16 protein-coding genes are annotated in these 17298 nt (G+C 75.8%); 11 read left to right on the top strand and 5 right to left on the bottom strand.

The features are described 5' to 3' along the window. Positions 1–19 precede the first annotated feature (19 nt). The 4 genes from RF644_RS09545 to RF644_RS09530 are packed head-to-tail and all read left to right on the top strand — an operon-like array spanning position 20 to position 6226. Positions 20–2716: a GNAT family N-acetyltransferase gene (locus RF644_RS09545; RefSeq protein ID WP_368796336.1), complete on the top strand. Its 2697-nt coding sequence runs from the start codon at positions 20–22 to the stop codon at positions 2714–2716. 15 nt (positions 2717–2731) lie between these two features. Beyond that, positions 2732–4297, top strand: coding sequence for a protein kinase (locus RF644_RS09540; RefSeq protein ID WP_368796335.1), 1566 nt, complete (start codon positions 2732–2734; stop codon positions 4295–4297). A gap of 46 nt (positions 4298–4343) precedes the next feature. Then, entirely contained in the window at positions 4344–5054 is a 711-nt protein-coding gene (locus RF644_RS09535) for a DUF5998 family protein (RefSeq protein WP_035924032.1), read from the top strand. 5 nt (positions 5055–5059) lie between these two features. Further along, positions 5060–6226, top strand: coding sequence for an alkaline phosphatase family protein (locus RF644_RS09530; protein ID WP_368796404.1), 1167 nt, complete (start codon positions 5060–5062; stop codon positions 6224–6226). Between the two features lie 132 nt (positions 6227–6358). Here RF644_RS09530 and RF644_RS09525 read toward each other — a convergent pair whose 3' ends face one another. Together RF644_RS09525 and sepH are read right to left on the bottom strand one after the other, a co-directional pair. Then, a complete protein-coding gene (locus RF644_RS09525; RefSeq protein WP_368796334.1) occupies positions 6359–7099 on the bottom strand; it encodes a hypothetical protein in 741 nt (246 codons plus the stop codon). A 157-nt stretch (positions 7100–7256) separates the two neighbouring features. After that, entirely contained in the window at positions 7257–8666 is a 1410-nt protein-coding gene (sepH, locus tag RF644_RS09520) for a septation protein SepH (RefSeq protein WP_368796333.1), read from the bottom strand. A gap of 299 nt (positions 8667–8965) precedes the next feature. Here sepH and RF644_RS09515 point away from each other — a divergent pair, with 299 nt between their 5' ends. Beyond that, positions 8966–9265: a DUF4193 domain-containing protein gene (locus RF644_RS09515; protein WP_017834172.1), complete on the top strand. Its 300-nt coding sequence runs from the start codon at positions 8966–8968 to the stop codon at positions 9263–9265. A gap of 94 nt (positions 9266–9359) precedes the next feature. Here the strand turns inward: RF644_RS09515 and RF644_RS09510 are convergent, their stop codons facing one another. Further along, complete coding sequence (locus tag RF644_RS09510) at positions 9360–9881, bottom strand: DUF3093 domain-containing protein (RefSeq protein WP_368796332.1); 522 nt, start codon at positions 9879–9881, stop codon at positions 9360–9362. Between the two features lie 54 nt (positions 9882–9935). Here RF644_RS09510 and dut point away from each other — a divergent pair, with 54 nt between their 5' ends. The 4 genes from dut (at position 9936) to RF644_RS09490 (ending at position 12354) form a co-directional block, all read left to right on the top strand. After that, positions 9936–10421: a dUTP diphosphatase gene (gene dut / locus RF644_RS09505; RefSeq protein ID WP_017834174.1), complete on the top strand. Its 486-nt coding sequence runs from the start codon at positions 9936–9938 to the stop codon at positions 10419–10421. Between the two features lie 71 nt (positions 10422–10492). Further along, positions 10493–11224: a DUF3710 domain-containing protein gene (locus RF644_RS09500; protein WP_368796331.1), complete on the top strand. Its 732-nt coding sequence runs from the start codon at positions 10493–10495 to the stop codon at positions 11222–11224. A 3-nt stretch (positions 11225–11227) separates the two neighbouring features. Beyond that, positions 11228–11632 carry a hypothetical protein gene (locus RF644_RS09495; RefSeq protein ID WP_255250988.1) on the top strand — a complete coding sequence of 135 codons (405 nt, stop codon included), beginning with the start codon at positions 11228–11230 and terminating at the stop codon, positions 11630–11632. Then, on the top strand, positions 11629–12354 hold the full coding sequence (locus RF644_RS09490) for a DUF3159 domain-containing protein (RefSeq protein ID WP_017834177.1): 726 nt from the start codon (positions 11629–11631) through the stop codon (positions 12352–12354). The genes RF644_RS09495 and RF644_RS09490 overlap by 4 nt, the downstream gene beginning before the upstream one ends. A 15-nt stretch (positions 12355–12369) precedes the next feature. On the opposite strand, the gene RF644_RS09485 is transcribed toward RF644_RS09490, so the two are convergent. Further along, positions 12370–13053, bottom strand: a complete 684-nt coding sequence (locus RF644_RS09485) for a TrkA family potassium uptake protein (protein WP_017834178.1) — start codon at positions 13051–13053, stop codon at positions 12370–12372. Next, a complete protein-coding gene (locus RF644_RS09480) occupies positions 13053–13799 on the bottom strand; it encodes a TrkA family potassium uptake protein (protein ID WP_368796330.1) in 747 nt (248 codons plus the stop codon). The genes RF644_RS09485 and RF644_RS09480 overlap by 1 nt, the downstream gene beginning before the upstream one ends. Before the next feature lie 87 nt (positions 13800–13886). Between RF644_RS09480 and RF644_RS09475 the strand changes: the two genes are divergently transcribed. After that, the gene (locus RF644_RS09475; protein WP_017834180.1) at positions 13887–15887 is read left to right on the top strand and encodes an APC family permease; all 2001 of its coding nucleotides are present in this window, start codon (positions 13887–13889) and stop codon (positions 15885–15887) included. Continuing rightward, on the top strand, positions 15884–17296 hold the full coding sequence (locus RF644_RS09470) for a class I SAM-dependent RNA methyltransferase (protein WP_368796329.1): 1413 nt from the start codon (positions 15884–15886) through the stop codon (positions 17294–17296). Before RF644_RS09475 ends, RF644_RS09470 begins: the two co-directional genes overlap by 4 nt. Positions 17297–17298 lie beyond the last annotated feature (2 nt).

The following is a 17298-nucleotide window of genomic DNA, read 5'->3' as shown; positions in this document are numbered from 1 at the left end:
GTCTACTAGCCTGAAGTCTATGGTTCCAGAGACCGCGGACACGGACGACGCCGGGCAGTACCCCGAGTACTGGGAGGCCGACGTCATCCTCCGTGACGGCGCGACGGCGCAGCTGCGCCCGATCTCCCCGGAGGACAAGGACGCGCTCCTGGCCTTCCACCAGTCGCAGTCCGAGAACTCCATCTACCTGCGCTTCTTCTCCTACAAGCCCACCCTCTCCGCCCGGGAGCTGGAGCGGTTCACCCGCGTGGACCACCGGGACCGCGTCTGCTTCGTGCTGCTGCTGGCGGACCGGATCATCGGCGTGGGCCGCTACGACCGCACGGACCGGCACGACGACGCCGAGGTCGCGTTCATGATCTCGGACGCCCACCAGGGGCGGGGCATCGGCTCGATCCTGCTGGAGCACCTCGCCGCGGCCGCGCGCGAGAACGGGATCGACCACTTCTCCGCGGAGGTCCTGCCCGAGAACCGCAAGATGCTCCGCGTGTTCGCGGAGGCGGGCTACGAGCTCACCCGCAAGTTCGACGACGGCGTGGTGGTGGTGGGCTTCGACATCGACCCGACCGAGAAGTCGCTGGCCGTGATGGCCGCGCGGGAGCACCGCGCCGAGGCCCTCTCCATGGCCGACCTCCTCTCCCCGTCCTCGATCGCCGTGATCGGGGCGTCGCGGGACCCCGGCCACGCCGGGCACGCGCTGGTCGAGCACCTCGTCGCCTCCGGGTTCGCCGGCCGGCTCAGCGGGGTGAGCCCCACGCCCTTCGAGCGGGAGGGCATGACCCACGCCACCTCGATCGGGGAGGTCCCCGAGCCCGTGGACCTCGCCATGGTCGCCGTGCCCGTCGACCAGGTGGCCGACGTCGTGGACCAGTGCGGCGCGGCGGGCGTGCGCGCCGTCGTGGTGGTCACGGGCGGGTACGCCGAGGCCGGCGCGGCGGGCCGGGCCCGGCAGACCGAGCTGGTGCGCCGCGCGCGCTCCTACGGGATGCGCGTGGTCGGCCCGGCGAGCCTGGGGCTCTACAGCACGGCCCCGGAGTCCCGCTTCAACGCCTCCATCCTGCCCACCGTGCCGCGGGAGGGCCCGCTGGGGCTGTTCAGCCAGTCCGGGGCCATCGGCATGATGCTCAACGCGGCCGCGCTGCGCCACGACGTGGGCGTGTCCACGTACCTCTCCGCCGGCAACCGGGCCGACGTCTCCGGCAACGACATGATGCAGTACTGGGAGGACGACGCCGCGACCCGCGCGTGCGGGCTCTACCTGCAGTCCGTGGGCAACCCGCGCAAGTTCTCCCGGATCGCCCGCCGGCTGTCCCTGACCAAGCCCGTGATCGTGGCCAAGAGCGAGGTCACCGGTCTCCGGCTGCCGCCCGGCCACACCGGGCGCACCACCCAGGCCCCGCCGGGGGCCCTGGACGCGATGTTCCGGCAGGCCGGCGTGATCCGCGCGGACACGAGCGAGCACCTCATGGACGTGGCCGGGATCCTCGCCGGCCAGCCCCTGCCCGCGGGCGCCCGCACGGCCCTCGTCTCCAACGCGCTGGCCCTGGGCCAGCTCATGGAGGACCGGTGCATGCAGCTGGGACTAGACGTCGCGGTGACCCAGGCGGGGGTCCGGACCGCGGACGGCGGGGAGGACGCCCTTGAGGCGCTGCGGGCGGCCGTCGACAGCTGCCTCGGCGCCGAGGCCGTCGACTCCGCCGTGGTCACGCTGATGCCGATCCCGGGCACCACGCCGGAGCGCGTGGCCGAGCTCGTGGGCCGGGTGGGGCGGGAGCACGGCAAGACCGTGGTGGTCGTCTTCACGGGCAGCACCGAGCCCGGAGCGGTCTCCGCCCTGCACCACGCCGAGGACGGACTGGACGTGCCCTGCTTCGACTCCCCGGGGGCGGCCCTGCGCGCGCTCGCCAAGGTGGTGGACTACACCCGGTGGCGCGCCCAGGACCAGGGCAGCCTCGCCGAGCCGAAGGGCATCGACGCGGAGGCGGCCGAGACCTTCGTGGAGAAGATCCTGCCCAGCGTCACCGGCGACGAGCTGCTCGAGCTGGACGGGGACCAGGCGCGGGAGCTGCTGGAGACCTACGGCGTGGGCCTGCTGCCCAGCGAGCGGTTCACCGACCCCGAGGACGCCCTGGCCGCAGCCGACCGGCTCGGCTACCCCGTGGCCCTGAAGACCACCGACCCCAACCTCCGGCACCGCCTGGACCTGGGCGGCGTGCAGCTCAACATCCAGGACGACGCGCAGCTGCGCGCGGCCATCGAGACCATGCACCGGGCGCTCGCTCCCTTCGGCACCTTCGACCTCGAGGTGCAGGCCATGGCCCCCACCGGCCAGTCGGTAGTGCTCCGGGCCATCGAGGACCCCCTGATCGGCCCCGTGGTCTCGTTCGGGATGGCCGGGGACGCGGTGAACCTCCTCGAGGACTGGGCCCACCGGGTGCCGCCGCTCACCGACCAGGACGTGCGGCGGATGGTCCGCGAGCCCAAGGCCTCGCGCAAGCTCTTCGGCCACCAGGGGGTCCCGGCCGCGGACGTCGACCGGCTCGAGGACCTCGTCTCCCGGGTGGCGCTGCTCAAGGACCGGCACCCCGAGATCGCCCGTGTGGAGCTGAACCCCGTGCTCGTCTCCAGCGGCTCCGTGACCGTGCTGGGGGCCTCGGTCGGCATCGGCAACGCCCGGCAGCGGACGGACAGCGCGCGCCGGGCCATGCGCAGCTAGGCGGGCCCGGACTTCGTGGCGGACACCATAGCCGGTCGGTACACCCTCATCGACCCGATCGCGCGCGGCGGCAGCGGCTCCGTGTGGCGGGCCTGGGACGGCCGGCTCCAGCAGCTGTGCGCGGCCAAGGTGCTGCGCCAGCGCGACTCCGCGGACCTGCTGCGCTTCGCGCGGGAGCAGTCGGTGAAGCTGGACCACCCGCACGTGCTCGCCCCCTACGGGTGGGCTGCGGAGGACGCGCACGTGGTCATCGCGATGCCCCTCGTGCACGGCGGCACCCTGGAGTCCGCGCTGCTCGACAACGGCGCCGCCTCGGCGGAGCTGACCGAGGAGGTCCTCGCCCAGCTGCTCCAGGCACTGCAGTTCGTGCACGCCCAGGGCTGGGTGCACCGGGACGTGAAGCCGGGCAACCTCATGCTGGACAGCACCGGGACGGGCCGCCCCCACGTGCTCCTCTCCGACTTCGGCATCGCGGTGCGCGTCCAGGACGCCCGGCTGACCCGGACGGGCACGGTGGTGGGCACGCCCGGCTACCTGCCCCCGGAGGCCTATGAGCTCACCGACCCGAACCCCGCGCAGGACCTCTACGCGGCGGGCATCACCGCGCTGCGGATGCTCGACCCCTCGCTGGAGCCGCAGGAGAGCCTGGGGCCCAACGACGCGCGCGCCGTGGTGGGGGAGCAGGGCGACCTCGCGGAGCACCTCGCCGCCCTCCTCACCCCGGACCCCGCCCAGCGCCGCGACGCGGCCGTCACCGTGCTCCACGAGCTCACCGCGGGCGCGGCGCGGCGACGCTTCGACCCTGCCCGCACCCGGGACGGGGAGCCGTTCGAGGTCTTCGACGTCCTCGAGCCGCTGCCGGAGCCGTGGGCGAGCCGGGTGCTGACCGGATGGGACGGAACGGAGGGGACGGACGGGACGACCGGCGCCGGGCTCGACGGCGGAGCCGCCGCGGGCACGGAGACCGGCGGCCGGTTCCCCGACGGCCCCGACACCCTGGGCACCGGCTCCGGGAGCACCGACTCCGCCGGCACCGCTCCCGGCAGCACCGGGCAGCGGACGGCCGGGACCACGGTGGGCGGCGGCGGGGCGGCCGGCACCGGCGGCGCCGGCAACGGGGGATCCGGTGCCGGGGGAGCCGACACCGGGCCGGGCGACGACGAGGTGCCGGATCCTGCCGGGGCCGGGCGCGACGGCTCCGGGCACGGCGGGTCCGGCGCCGGCGACGGCGGGGGCACCGGGACCGACCCCGGCCGGGACCGGGTGGGCCGCGGGCCCGCCGGGGGGAGGGCCACGGAGGCGCTCCCACGGCCCGCGGGGACCGGGCGGCGCCGCGGCGGCCGCGCCGTGACCGGCGTGTTCGTGGTCCTCGTGGGGATGACCGCGCTGCTGAGCGGATACCTGCTGCTGGACCCCCTGGGCTCCGCGGACCGGGTGCCCGGTCCCGGGAGCTCGCCCACGGCCACGCGCAGCGCCGACACGACCCCGAGCCCGGCGCCGGAGGAGAGCCCCGTGGTGCTGGAACGGGTCTGCGAGGACGTGGGTGGCGGGGAGGAGCGGTGCTACTTCCGGGTGCCCTGAGGGCCCGTGTTGGGCACTGGCGCGGCCGTGGGGGAAAATGGCCCCCATGACGTATTCAGGTGAGCGCGGCCAGCGGCTGGTCGAGGACATCAACAAGGCCGGCTTCTACCCGCAGCTGGTGATCGACGTGGTCCAGGACTCCCTGGACGGCCGGTCCCCGGTCTCCCACCTCGTGCAGCTGGAGACCCACATCGACCGGACGGAGGTGCACCGCCACACCACCGTGCTGGTGCTCGCCGAGGACGTGCTGCACGTGACGCACGTGGACGACGAGGAGTTCGACGAGGGCGGCCGGGACGTGGTGGCACGGGTCTCCACGGAGACGGTCGGCATCTCGCAGATCCGCTCGGTCACGCTGAGCTATTCGTACTACCAGCCGGCCAACTACCGGCCGGACAGCCCGATCTCCGAGGTGACGCTCGCCATCGCCTGGACGGGCACCCTGCACGTGGACCTGGCGCCCGCACTGTGCGAGGACCCCCAGTGCCAGGCCGACCACGGCTACACCGGCACGGCCGCCCGGGAGGACATCGTGCTGCGGATCAGCGCGGAGGCCGACGGCCCGACCGCCGTGGAGGGCGCGCGGGAGTTCGCGCGCACGCTGCGCCGGGCCAACCTCTCCCCGCTGACCGACGGCGCGCAGATCGCCCAGCCGGCCCACGGGCGCACGCCGGCCCCGCGACGGGCGGCCGCCGCCACACCGCGCACCCGGTTCACCGACCGGTTCACCGGCCGGGACAGCGGCGCCGCCCGGTGAGGGCGGTGCAGGAGGTCCTGCCCGCGCTGCCCGCCGACCTGCCGGGGCCACCGCGCTACGGCAGCCGCTCGGTCGCGGAGGTCATGTCCTCGGCCGCGGCGTCCCTGGGCGTGCCCGGCTTCCGGGACGCGCTGGGGCTGCCCGCCGCCCGGCGGGTCGTCGTCGTCATGGTGGACGGTCTGGGACGGGCCCAGCTGCGGGCCCGCGCCGGGCACGCCCCGGGCCTGGCCGGCGCGCAGGGCCTGGCCACCCTGGACGCGGCGTTCCCCACGACCACGGCGGCCTCGCTGGCGTCCCTCGGCACGGGCGCGGCCCCCGGGGCGCACGGACTCGTGGGCTACGACGTGCTGGACCCCGACCGGGACCGGGTCGTGAACCAGCTCGGCGGCTGGGACGCCGCCGTGGACCCCCGGGTGTGGCAGCCGCTGCCCACGGTGCTCGAGCGCGCCGCCGAGCACGTGGACGTGGTCACGGTCAGCCGGCAGCGCTTCGCCGGCTCCGGGCTCACCGACGCGGCCCTGCGCGGGGGCCGGTTCGTGGCCGCGGACGGACCGGCCGCGCGGGTCAGCACCGCGCTCGACCAGCTCGCCGCGGGACGCGACGCCCTCATGTACTTCTACTGGGACGAGCTCGACCGCACCGGCCACGCCCGGGGCTGGGAGTCCTGGGAGTGGACGGCCCAGCTCGAGGAGCTCGACGCGTCGCTGCGCCGTTTGGTCGCGCGCGTGCCGGCCGGCACCACGGTGCTGGTGACCGGTGACCACGGCATGGTGGACGTCCCGCGGGACGCGCGCGTCGACTTCTCCGAGCTCCCGGGACTGCTGGACGGTGTCCGGCACACGGCCGGCGAGCCCCGCGCGGTGCAGCTGCACCTGGAGCCGGACGCGACGGCGCAGGACGTCCGGGCGCTCGTGGCCGCCTGGCGGGAGCAGTTCGGGTCCCGCGTGTGGATCCTCTCCCGGGAGGCCGCCCTCGACGCCGGCTACTTCGGTCCGCCGGCGATCGTGCGCGACGCGGTGCGCGGGCGCATCGGCGACCTCCTCGTGCTGGGGCGGGAGCCCCTGGCGCTGTTCGACCTGGGCCGGGTCCGCCCGAGCGTCCTGTCCATGGTCGGCCAGCACGGCTCGCTGACGCGCGCCGAGCGGGAGGTCCCGCTCCTGCGCCTGGCCTGAGCGCCCGCGCACCGGGAGCCGGCCCAGGGACGCCGCGACCGGGTTGCCGCGCCGGATGAGCCGCCACGGGGCCGCCTCGCAGCGCCGCGGTCCGGCTGCCGTGCCGGGTGGGCCGCGGCCGGGGGCGTGCGCTCAGGGTGCCGGCGAGGGGTCCTCGGCCGTGTCCTCCGTGGTGGCCGCCTCGGCCCCCGCCTCTTCGGTCCCCGCCTCTGCGGCGGCCGGGCCGGCGTCCTCCTCGGGCGCGTCCTCCTCGTCCGTGTCGACGTCCTCCGCGCCGGCCTCGTCGTCCTCCGCGGGCGCTCCGGGGGTGGTGGGGCCGAGATCCGCCGGGGCCGGTGCGGACGGGGCCGGCGCCGGCGGCGGGGGTGCGGGGACCACGGGCTGCGGCGGGACCGGGGCGGGCACCACGGGTTCGGGCACGACGGGCTCGGGGACCGCGGGTGCCGGGGGGACGTACGGCGCCGGGGGCGCCACGGGCTCCGGGGCCGGGGGCGGCGGTGCCGGCTCCTCCGCCGAGGGGCTCGGCGTGGGGGAGGGCGTGCGCGAGCGCGACGGCGTGGGCGACGCGGTGGGCGTGGTGGACGGCGAGCTGGTCACCGCCGGGGCCGGGGTGAACTCGGCCTCCTGGCCGGCGCCGAAGAGGTCGCGACCCACGCCGCCCAGGTAGAGCGCACCCGCGCCGACCAGGACCACGAGCACGACCGCGCCGAGGACCAGCCCGGCGACGAACCGTCCCGGCCCGGAGCCGCGGACCAGGTCGGCCGGCGCCTCCGGAGCGGCGGAGGCGCCGCGGGCACCGGGGTCGCCGGGGTCCGGGGCGGCGGCGTCGCGCTCGTCGTCCCCGAAGAGGTCGTCCTGGATGGAATTGCCCATGTCGTGCTGCCCCTGACGTGGTGTCGTCCGTCCGGGCCGCGCGCGGGATGGGGGAGCGCACGAGCCCGGAGGGACGGCGCGGAGCCGTCCCCTGCTGCGTGCACTCTAGCGCGTGCCGGGCCGGCGGCGCCGGACGGCGCGCACCGGCGCCGGGGGCTCAGTCGGACGAGCTGCCGAAGACGATCTCGTCCCAGCTGGGCACCGAGGACCGCGCGGGGCGCCGTGCCTTGGCGGTCCTGTTGCGCGGGCGGGGCCGTTCGGGCGTGGTCTCCTCGGCGGGGCCGGAGTCCTCGGGCTCCTCGCCGGGGACCGCGGGGGCCGGCCCGGCGGAGCGGTCGCCCCGGACGTCGTCGTCCCGGGAGCTCCCGGCCGCGGAGTCCTGGGGCGCGGAGTCCTGGGCTGCGGAGTCCTCGGCCGCGGGCGCCTCGTCCCGGGAGGCCGTGGTGTCCGGTCGCGCCGCGGACCGCTCGGTGCCGTCGTCGACCCCCCGCTCCCGTCCGGCCTCCCGGAAGGTCTCCGAAGCGGTCTCCTGAACGGTGTCCCGGGCGCCGGCGCGAGCGGCGGGCGCGGTGGGCTCGGCGACGGGATCGTCGGCGGGCTGCACGGTGGCGGGTCCGTCCGTCCGGGGTGCGGGCTCACCGGCCGGTGCCGGCTCCGGCGCGGGACCCGGCTCGGGGAACCGGGTGGCCGGCTGGAAGGGGCGGTCGAAGACGGAGCTGTCCTCGGGTGCGGCCAGAGGGCGGGGCCGCCGCTCGACGTGCCCCATGCCGCGGCCCAGGATCTCGGCGAGGGCGTCGTCCCCCTCGGCGTCCTCGCCGATCCGCTGCCCGCGGCGGGCCTGCAGGACGTCGAGCAGGTCGTCGGCCTCCACGGCGGACCGGCGCAGCTGCGTGAGCTCGGGGTCGAGGCCCCCGTCCAGGACGCCGAGGCCCGTGCCGAGCGGCGTGTCCGGGGTGCCGGCCTCCGTGAGAGCCTCCGCCCACGCGTTCGTGGGACGGACGCTCTGGTTCGCCGGGTTGTAGAGCCACTCGGCCAGCGGCTCGTCGTGGGCGGGCGCGGCGGCGCGGTCGACCACGGAGAACCGGGCGACCACCGCCCACAGGTGGTCCTCCCGCTGCCAGGAGTCCCAGTCCAGGGAGGAGGGGTCCACCCCGAGGTCGGCGGCCCGGTGGGCGACGGCGCGGCCCAGGGTGAGGGGTTCGCCCTCGAAGACGGAGTGGTAGCCGCGGTGCGCGGAGCGGTCCTCGATCTCGACCTTCTGGGCCTCGGTGGCGATGTGGGCGCGCTCGGCGAGGATCGGCCACTCGTAGCGGCGGACCCGGGAGGCCTCCCACCCGCTCTCGGCCACGATCTCCTCGACCGTGGCCCCGGAGCGGAACCGGGCCTGGATCTCACGCGGCCCGAACTGGCCCGTTCCCCGCTGGCGGGCGCCCGGCAGCCGCCGGGCGCGCTGGACGGCCAGGCGCAGCTCCTGGTCGATCCGCAACAGGTGGCGGGTGCCTGCCTCGTCCTCGACGACCAGGTGCTCACCGTCGTCGTGCACACCTGCCAGGCGCAACTGCTCCATGCTGTCATTCCTCCGGGTGGTTCTCGGGTGCGCTCGGGGTCGTCGAGCGGGCGCTGCGGGGCGGGTCCGTCGGTCGCGGCCGACGTGCCGGCCCGGACCCGCCCCCAATCCTACTGGCCGTCGCGCGCCCCGGCCGGAGGCCGCCCGCGGACGGGCCCGGCCGCGTGTTCGCGGGCCCGGGACGGGGTTGGATTTTTGCCCTCGGATGGTGAACAATCTACGCGACACAGAGCCCGGAGGGCGGCGCACAGCCGTGCCGGAGCCCGCCCACGGACCCCGTATTGGAGCGAAGACCGGACATGGCCACTGATTACGACGCGCCGCGCAAGCAGGAGGACGAGCTCAAGGAGGACTCGATCGAGGAGCTGCAGACGCGCCGCACCGATGCGCAGTCGGGCACCGTCGACGAGGACGAGGCGGCGGCTGCCGAGAGCTTCGAGCTGCCGGGTGCGGATCTCTCCAACGAGGAGCTGTCCGTCGTCGTGCTGCCGGCCCAGGAGGACGAGTTCACCTGCGGCTCGTGCTTCCTGGTGCGCCACCGCTCCCAGATCGCCGAGGAGCGGGGCGGGGTCAAGTACTGCGTCGAGTGCGTGGGCTGAGCCCCGCGGGGCCGAGCTCGTCCGGAGAACCGGAAGAACCCCGTCGCGACGGTCGTCGCGGCGGGGTTCTTCCGTGCGGTGGCGGCGGGCGCGCTCACGGGCGCGCGGACAGCACCTCGACGATCCGCTCCGGGTGCCGGGTGGAGGTGAGCCAGTACGGCGTGGGGTCCACGGGGTCGGTGATCCGGATCCGCACCACCGGGCCCACGGACGCCCGGAAGTTCATGAAGGCCCGCCCGTCCAGCTCGGGGCCGCGGACCCGGCGGACGTCGTCGCCGCGGAAGGCCTCGGCCTCGCCCACGAATCGTCGCTCGATGCGGGCCCGGCCGACCTGCAGGGACTCGTCGGTGACGACGATGGTGGTGCTGGAGGCGACGAGGGCCACGGCCGCGCCGCCGCCGACCACGACGGCCGCCGCTCCGGCCACCCACGGGTCGATGGGGGCGAGCGCGACGAGGGCGACGACGCCGGCGAAGAGCACGAGCAGCCACATCCACCACGCGGGGGTGAGCTTCTCCTGGTAGAGGATCTCGGCGCCGGGCCGCTCGGGGGAGGACCGGCGGGGTTCGCGGGGGCCGTCGGCCGGGGACGCACTGGAGGACGCAGGACGGGACATGCCTCTAGCGTCTCACGACTGTGCCCGGGGTCCGGCGCGTTAGAGTAGGGCACTGTGAACGACCAGTCGACAGGCCACCGGCCGCCGTCGGGCAACGGGCGCCCGCTCAGCATCGCGCTGCAGGCCCTCGACCCGGACCTTCCCCTGCCCGTGTACGCGAAGCCCGGAGACGCGGGCGCCGACCTGCGCTCGCGCGAGGACGTGGTCCTCGGCCCCGGTCAGCGGGCCCTGGTGCCCACGGGGGTGGCGATCGCGCTGCCCGAGGGGTACGCCGGGTTCGTGCACCCCCGCTCGGGGCTGGCGGCCCGGCACGGGATCACGGTGGTCAACGCCCCGGGCACGGTGGACTCCGGCTACCGGGGCGAGATCATGGTCACCCTGCTCAACACGGACGGCGCCGAGCCCTTCACCGTCCGCCGCGGCGACCGCATCGCCCAGCTCGTCGTCCAGCGCGTCGAGCAGGCCGTCTTCGAGCTCGTCGACGTGCTGCCCGGCTCGGCGCGCGGCGGGACGGGGTTCGGCTCCAGCGGCACCGCCTGAATCCACGAGCAGACCCCCCACGAGCTCACGCCACGAGCCGGCACCGCGTGCCGGCGGAGGAGAACGACACCATGTTCGGTCGCAAGAAGAAGAAGGCCGCGGCGCAGGACGCCGCCCCGCAGCAGCTGGAGGCCGCGCCGAGCGCGGAGGACGCCGCGGCGGCGCGGCGGCGCGAGCCGCAGGGCCCGCTCGACGTCTCCCAGGTGGAGGACCGGGACGGCTACCTCGATCTCGGCGCCGTGCTCGTGCGTCCCCGCCCGGGGCTGGGGGTGCGGCTCGAGGTGGACGAGCGCACGCAGCGCCCCCGTGCCGTCGCCCTCGACCTCGACGGCGGCTCGGTCCAGGTCCAGGCGTTCGCCGCGCCCCGCTCCGAGGGGCTGTGGGACGAGGTCCGCCGCGAGCTGGTGCAGTCGCTGCGCTCGAGCAACGGCGAGCCGACGGTCGAGGAGGGCCCGTTCGGGCTCCAGGTCGTCACCCGCTTCCCCGCCACCGCCTCCGACGGGACCCGCGGCTTCCGCCTCGCCCGCTTCGTGGGCGTCGACGGGCCGCGCTGGTTCGTGCGGGCCGTGTTCACGGGCACCGCCGCGGTGACCGCGGAGTCGGCCGCGGCCCTCGACGAGGTCGTGCGTGAGCTCGTGGTGGTGCGCGGCGACCGGCCCATGCCCCCCCGGGAGCTGCTGACGCTGGTCGTGCCCGAGGACGCGGTCCGTTCCCCCGCCCCGGACACGGAGCCTGAGCCTGAGCCGGCGCCGGAGCCCGTGCGGCCGCCGCGGCGCGGACCCGAGATCACCGAGATCGGCTGAGCCATGACGAGAACAGGCACCGGCGAGTTCCGGCCGACACCGGGAACCGGGTCCATCGACGTGGTCGCCGAGGCGCCCGTGTGCGCGGGCGACCTCGACCCCTCGACCGCCGCCGGGAGCCGGCGCCGGGTGATGGCGACCGGTCTCGTGGTGGAGGTGACCGTGCCCCCGGTGACCGGCGCGCAGAACTACACCGCCCTGCTCGCCCCGGACTGCCCGCAGGCGCCGGGGGACGAGGGCGTGGCCGCCCCCCGGCCGCTGCGCCTCGTGTGGCACGGCCAGCGCACCGTGCCGGGCGTCACCGCGGGGACGCGGCTGCGCTGCGTGGGCGTGGTGAGCTTCCGGGACGGGCGCCCCTCGATGTTCAACCCGCGCTACGAGATCATCGCGAAGCAGGTCAGCAGATGACGGATCCCCAGGAGCCCGGGAGCGCCGCGGACGGGCCGGGGCGCGGCCACGACGTGGAGCGCTCGATGGCCGCCTACGCCGCGCGCTCGGGCATGCGCCGCAAGGACAACGGGCAGCTCGACGTGCTGCACGCCGTCGGCGGCTGGCGCGGTCTGGCCGAGACGATCCTGCCGGGCTTCGTGTTCCTCGCCGTGCTGCTCGTCGGCAACACCCTCGGGGTCGCGCTCGCCGCGTCCCTGGGCACGGCCGCCCTGTTCACCGTGCTGCGCCTGGTCCAGCGCCAGAGCCTGGTCCAGGCCGTGTCCGGGTTCGTGGGCGTGGGCGTCTGCGCGCTGTTCGCGCGGGCCACCGGCGAGGCGCTGGACTACTACGTCCCCGGCTTCTGGATCAACGCGGCCTGGTTCGCGGGCCTGGGCGCGTCCCTGCTCCTGCGCTGGCCGCTGCTCGGCGTCTTCTACGGCTACATCCGCGGGGAGGGCGCGCAGTGGCGCGACGTCCCGGTGCGCCGCCGCGCCTACCAGGTGGCCACGGTCATGCTCATGGCGATGTTCGCGGCCCGCCTGCTCGTGCAGGTGCCCCTGTACTTCGCGGAGAACCTCACCGGCCTGGGCGTGGCGCGGCTGGTCATGGGCGTGCCGCTGTACGCGCTGACCCTGTGGCTCGCCTGGCTCGTCTCCCGGCCCCCGGAGCAGATCGCCGCCCAGGAGCAGGACACCCCCTGAGGCCCCGGGCCGCGCTCAGCTCCGGTGCGGCTCGTGCCGGCCGGCCGTCGTGAACATCGCGCGCAGCTGCGCCTCGCCCTCCGTGGTGGAGACGAAGAACAGCTGGTCGGCGCCCTCCACCACGTCGTCCCCCGAGGGGGTGATGGGCACCCCGTCGCGCAGGATGGCCACGAGCGTCACGTCCGGCGGCCACGGCACCTGGGAGACCATCGTGGCGATGATGGGGTGCTCGTGCGGCACCGTGTAGGCGGAGAGGGTCGCCCCGCCCGTCTGCAGGGTCAGCAGCCGCACCACGTCGCCGACCTCGACCGCCTCCTCCACGAGCGCGGTCATCAGCCGCGGCGTGGACACGGCCACGTCCACCCCCCACGCGTCGTCGAAGAGCCACTCGTTCTTCGGGTTGTTGACCCGGCCCACCGTGCGGGGCACGCCGAACTCGCTGCGCGCCAGGAGGGAGACCACCAGGTTCGCCTTGTCGTCGCCCGTGGCGGCGACGACGACGTCGGTCTCCTCCAGCCCGCCCTCCCGCAGCGTGGAGAGCTCGCAGGCGTCACCGATGATCCACTGGGCCCCGCGCAGGTCCGAGCGGCCGATGACCTCGGGCTTCTCGTCGAAGATCACCACCTCGTGCTGGTGGGACAGCAGCTCCCGGGCGATCGAGGCGCCCACGGCGCCCGCGCCCACGATGACCACGCGCATCAGGATCCTCCCCGGGAGGTGTCGTCGGAGCCGGGCACGTCGTCGGACTCCCGGCGCAGGGAGTTGGCGAAGTCGAGCACGTCCGGGCCGGGCGGGCGGGACAGGACGCGGGACACGGCCTCGACGTCGTCGGTGCGCATCATGGCGTGCACCACGTCCCCCTGCTGGTAGCTCATGTCGGGACCCGGCAGCACGCCCTCCCCGAAGCGCGTCACGAACGCGATCCGCACCCCCGTGGCCTCCTGGATCGCGTCCAGGTGCAGCCCCGACCACGAGTCGTCCAGGGACAGCTCGCCCAGCTGCAGCCGTCCCGAGGCCTCGCGGAAGTCGGCCGTGATCGTCTGCTCGGGCAGGATCCGGCGCAGCGCCTGGTCGGCGCTCCAGCGCACGGCGGCGACGGTGGGGATCCCCAGCCGCTGGTAGAACTCCGCCCGGGAGGGGTCGTAGATGCGGGCCACCACGTGGCGGACCTTGAACGTCTCGCGCGCCACGCGCGCCGCGATGATGTTGGAGTTGTCCCCGCTCGAGACGGCCGCGAAGGCGTAGGCCTCCTCGATCCCGGCCCGGCGCAGCACCTCCTGGTCGAAGCCGAGGCCGGTGACCTTCTTGCCCTCGAAGGACTTGCGCAGCCGCCGGAAGGCGCGGTCGTCCTGGTCGATCACCGCCACGGTGTGCCCGGAGTCCTCGAGGGTGTGGGCGACCATCACGCCGACGCGCCCCACTCCCATGATCACGAAATGCGCCATGCCTCTCAGCCTAGGTCACCCCGGGGGGGCGCGGCCCGCACGGGGCGCGGCGGACAATCGGTGCGGGACGGACTACCGTGGGGAGCCGTGCAGAGCATTCCCCGGGCGCTGAGGCGAGCCCTCGTCGGCAAGCCCATCCACAACGAGCGGTTCAGCGACGCCGTGCTGCCCAAGCGCACGGCGCTGCCGGTGTTCTCGGCGGACGCCCTCTCCTCGGTGGCCTACGCCCCCGACGAGATCATCCTCACCCTCGCGCTCGCGGGGACCACCGCCGTGGCGGTCTCCCCGTGGGTGGGCCTGGCCGTGCTCGTGGTGCTCACCGTGGTGATCACCGCCTACCGGCAGAACGTGCGCGCCTACCCCTCCGGCGGCGGCGACTACGAGATCGTCTCCAAGAACCTCGGCCGCACCGCGGGGGTGGGCGTGGGCGCGGCCCTGATGGCCGACTACGCCCTCGTCGTGGCGGTGTCCATGGCCACCGCCGCCCAGTACGTCACCGCGGCGCTGCCCGCGCTCGCCGGGCGGCGGGTGGAGCTGGCCGTGGCCGGGATCCTCTTCGTGGGGCTGCTCAACCTGCGCGGGCTGAAGTTCATGGGCCGGGCCGCGGCCGTGCCCACCTACTTCTTCCTCGCGGTCCTGACCGCGCTGCTGCTCGTGGGCCTGGGCCAGGACCTCACCGGCTCCCTGGGGGACGCCCCCAGCGCCGGCCGGGAGGTCCTGCCCGCCGCCGGCTTCGACGCGGGGCTGGCCGGTCTCGCGGGCGCCCTGCTGGTGCTGCGGGCCTTCTCCTCCGGGGCCGTGGCACTGACCGGCGTGGAGACCATCACCAACTCGGTGCCCTACTTCCGCAAGCCCCGCGCCGCCAACGCCGCGGCCACCCTGGGCGTGCTCGGGGCGATCTCGGCGGCCCTGCTGGCCGGGGTGCTGTACCTCGCGGACCGCACGGACGTCGTGGTCGTCGGCGACCCGGAGGAGCAGCTGCTCGTCGACGGCCGGCTCCCCGGCCCCGACTTCTTCCAGGACCCCGTGCTGGGCCAGCTCGCGAAGACCGTCTTCGGCACCGACTCCCTGTGGTTCTTCGTGCTCGTCGCCGCGACGGTGGGCGTGCTGATCCTCGCCGCGAACACCGCCTTCTCCGGCTTCCCCACGCTGGCGTCCCGGCTGGCGCGCGACGCCTTCCTGCCCCGGCAGCTGCAGGCGCGCGGGGACCGCTTCGCGTTCACCAACGGCATCCTGCTGCTGCTGCTCGTCGCCGTGGTGCTCACCGTGGCGTTCGGGGCCAACGTCAACAGCCTCATCCAGCTCTACATCGTGGGCGTGTTCGTCTCCTTCACGCTCACCCAGGCCGGCATGGTCCGGCACTGGGCGCGCGTCCGGCGGATGCGCCCGCACCCCGGGGTCCGCCGCGAGCTGTTCGTGCGCCGGGCCGTGGCCCTGGTCGCCTTCGTGCTGTGCGCGGCGGTCCTCGTCGTCGTCCTGGTCACCAAGCTCACCCAGGGCGCGTGGATCACCATCGTGGCCATCGTGGTCCTCAGCGCGGTCATGGCGGGGGTCCGGCGGCACTACGACGCCGTGGACGCCGAGCTCGCGCTGCAGCCCGACTCCCCGGTCCGGGCCCTGCCCTCGCGGGTGCACGCCATCATCTACGTCTCCTCCGTCCGCAAGCCCCTCATGCGCGCCCTGGCCTACGCCCGGGCGTCCCGGCCCTCGACCCTCGAGGCCGTCGTCGTGGACACGAACGCCGCCGCCACCCGCCGGATCCTCGACGAGTGGCGCCGCCTCGAGATCCCGGTGCCCGTCACCGTGCTCCACGCGCCCTACCGGGACACCATCGGCCCGGTCCTCGACCACGTGCGCGGGGTGCGCCGCAAGTCGCCCCGGGACCTGGTCGTGGTGTACCTGCCCGAGTACGTCGTGCGGCACCGGTGGGAGCGGCTGCTGCACAACCAGGCCATCCGGCCGCTGCGGGCCCGCCTGCACCAGGAGCGCGGGGTCATGACGGCCTCCGTGCCCTGGCACCTGTCCTCCGCCTCCGGCCAGGACACGGGCCCCGAGTCCGCCCCCGAGCAGAGAGCGTCCCGCCCGTGACCCCGTCCCACCCCCCGGCGCCCGCCGAGCCCGCCGTCCCCGTCGAGCTCGAGCTGCGCCTGGGCCCCGTCGCCCACGGCGGCCACACCGTGGCCCGCACCGGCGAAGGCCGCGTGGTGTTCGTCCGCCACGGCCTGCCCGGCGAGCTCGTCCGCGTCCGCCTCACCGACAGCGGCCCCGAGGCCCGGTTCTGGCGCGGCGACGTCGTGGCCGTCCTCGAGGCGGACCCCCACCGCCGGACCGAGCACGTGTGGGCCCCGGCCGACCCCCTGCTGACCTGGCGGCGCGGCGAGCCGCCCGTCGGCGGCGCGGAGTTCGGCCACGCCGAGCTGGAGGCCCAGCGCGCCCTCAAGGCCGCGGTGGTCACCGAGCAGCTCACCCGCCTGGCCGGGCTCGAGACCGAGCTCGTCGTCGAGGCCATGCCGGGGGAGGACCCGCAGGGCCGCGGCTGGCGCACCCGGGCGCACTTCGCGGTCGACCCCGCGGGGCGGATCGGGATGCACCCCCACCGCAGCGCGGCCGTCGTCCCGGTGGACGGCTTCCCGCTCGTGGTCCCCGCCATCGACGCCCTGCGGCTCGGACGGCTCGACCTGCGCGGGGCGGAACGGGTCGACGTCGCGGCCCCCGCCGACGGCGGGACGCCACTGGTGCACCTGAGCCTCGCCGCCGGGGCCGACCGGCACCGGCTGCGCCGCGAGCTGGCCCGGCTCACCGCGGACCGGGACGTCTCCGTCACCGCCCGCGCCGAGGGGCAGCGCGAACCCGAGACGTGGGCGGGCCGGCCGTCGGTCGCCGAGCACGTGGGCCCGCACCGGTGGGAGGTCTCCGCCGAGGGGTTCTGGCAGATCCACCGCGCCGCCCCCGCCCTGCTGCACCGGGAGGTGCCCGCGGCCGCCGCGGCGCGCCCCGGGGAGCACGCCCTCGACCTCTACGCCGGCGCCGGACTGTTCACGGCCGCGCTCGCGGACGCCGTGGGGGAGACGGGCACGGTCCTGGCCGTCGAGGGCTCGCCGGTCACCAGCGCCGACGCCCGCCGCGCCTTCGCCGGCCGGCCGGCGGTCCGGATCGAGCGCGGGAGCGTCGACAAGGTGCTCGCCCGGACCTGGCCGCAGGCGGCGCCGGCCCGTGGCCGCCGGCCGGCGCGGGGCGGCCGCCCGGCCCGCAGCGGCGCGGCCCGCCCCGACGTCGTGGTCCTGGACCCGCCCCGGGCGGGCGCCGGGCGGACCGTCGTGGACCAGCTCGTGGCGCTGGCCCCGCGCCGGATCGTCTACCTCGCGTGCGACCCGGCCACGCTGGCGCGGGACCTGGGCCGGTTCCGCCGCGCCGGGTGGCACGTGCGGTCGGTGCGCGCCTTCGACATGTACCCGAACACCCACCACGTCGAGACCCTGGCGGTCCTGGAGCCCTGACG

Origin of the sequence: Kocuria sp. CPCC 205258 (genome assembly GCF_040981005.1) — a bacterium.
GTDB lineage: Bacteria > Actinomycetota > Actinomycetes > Actinomycetales > Micrococcaceae > Kocuria > Kocuria rosea.
The sequence above is the reverse complement of the archived record's forward strand: the minus strand, read 5'-3'. Positions and strand labels throughout refer to the sequence as shown.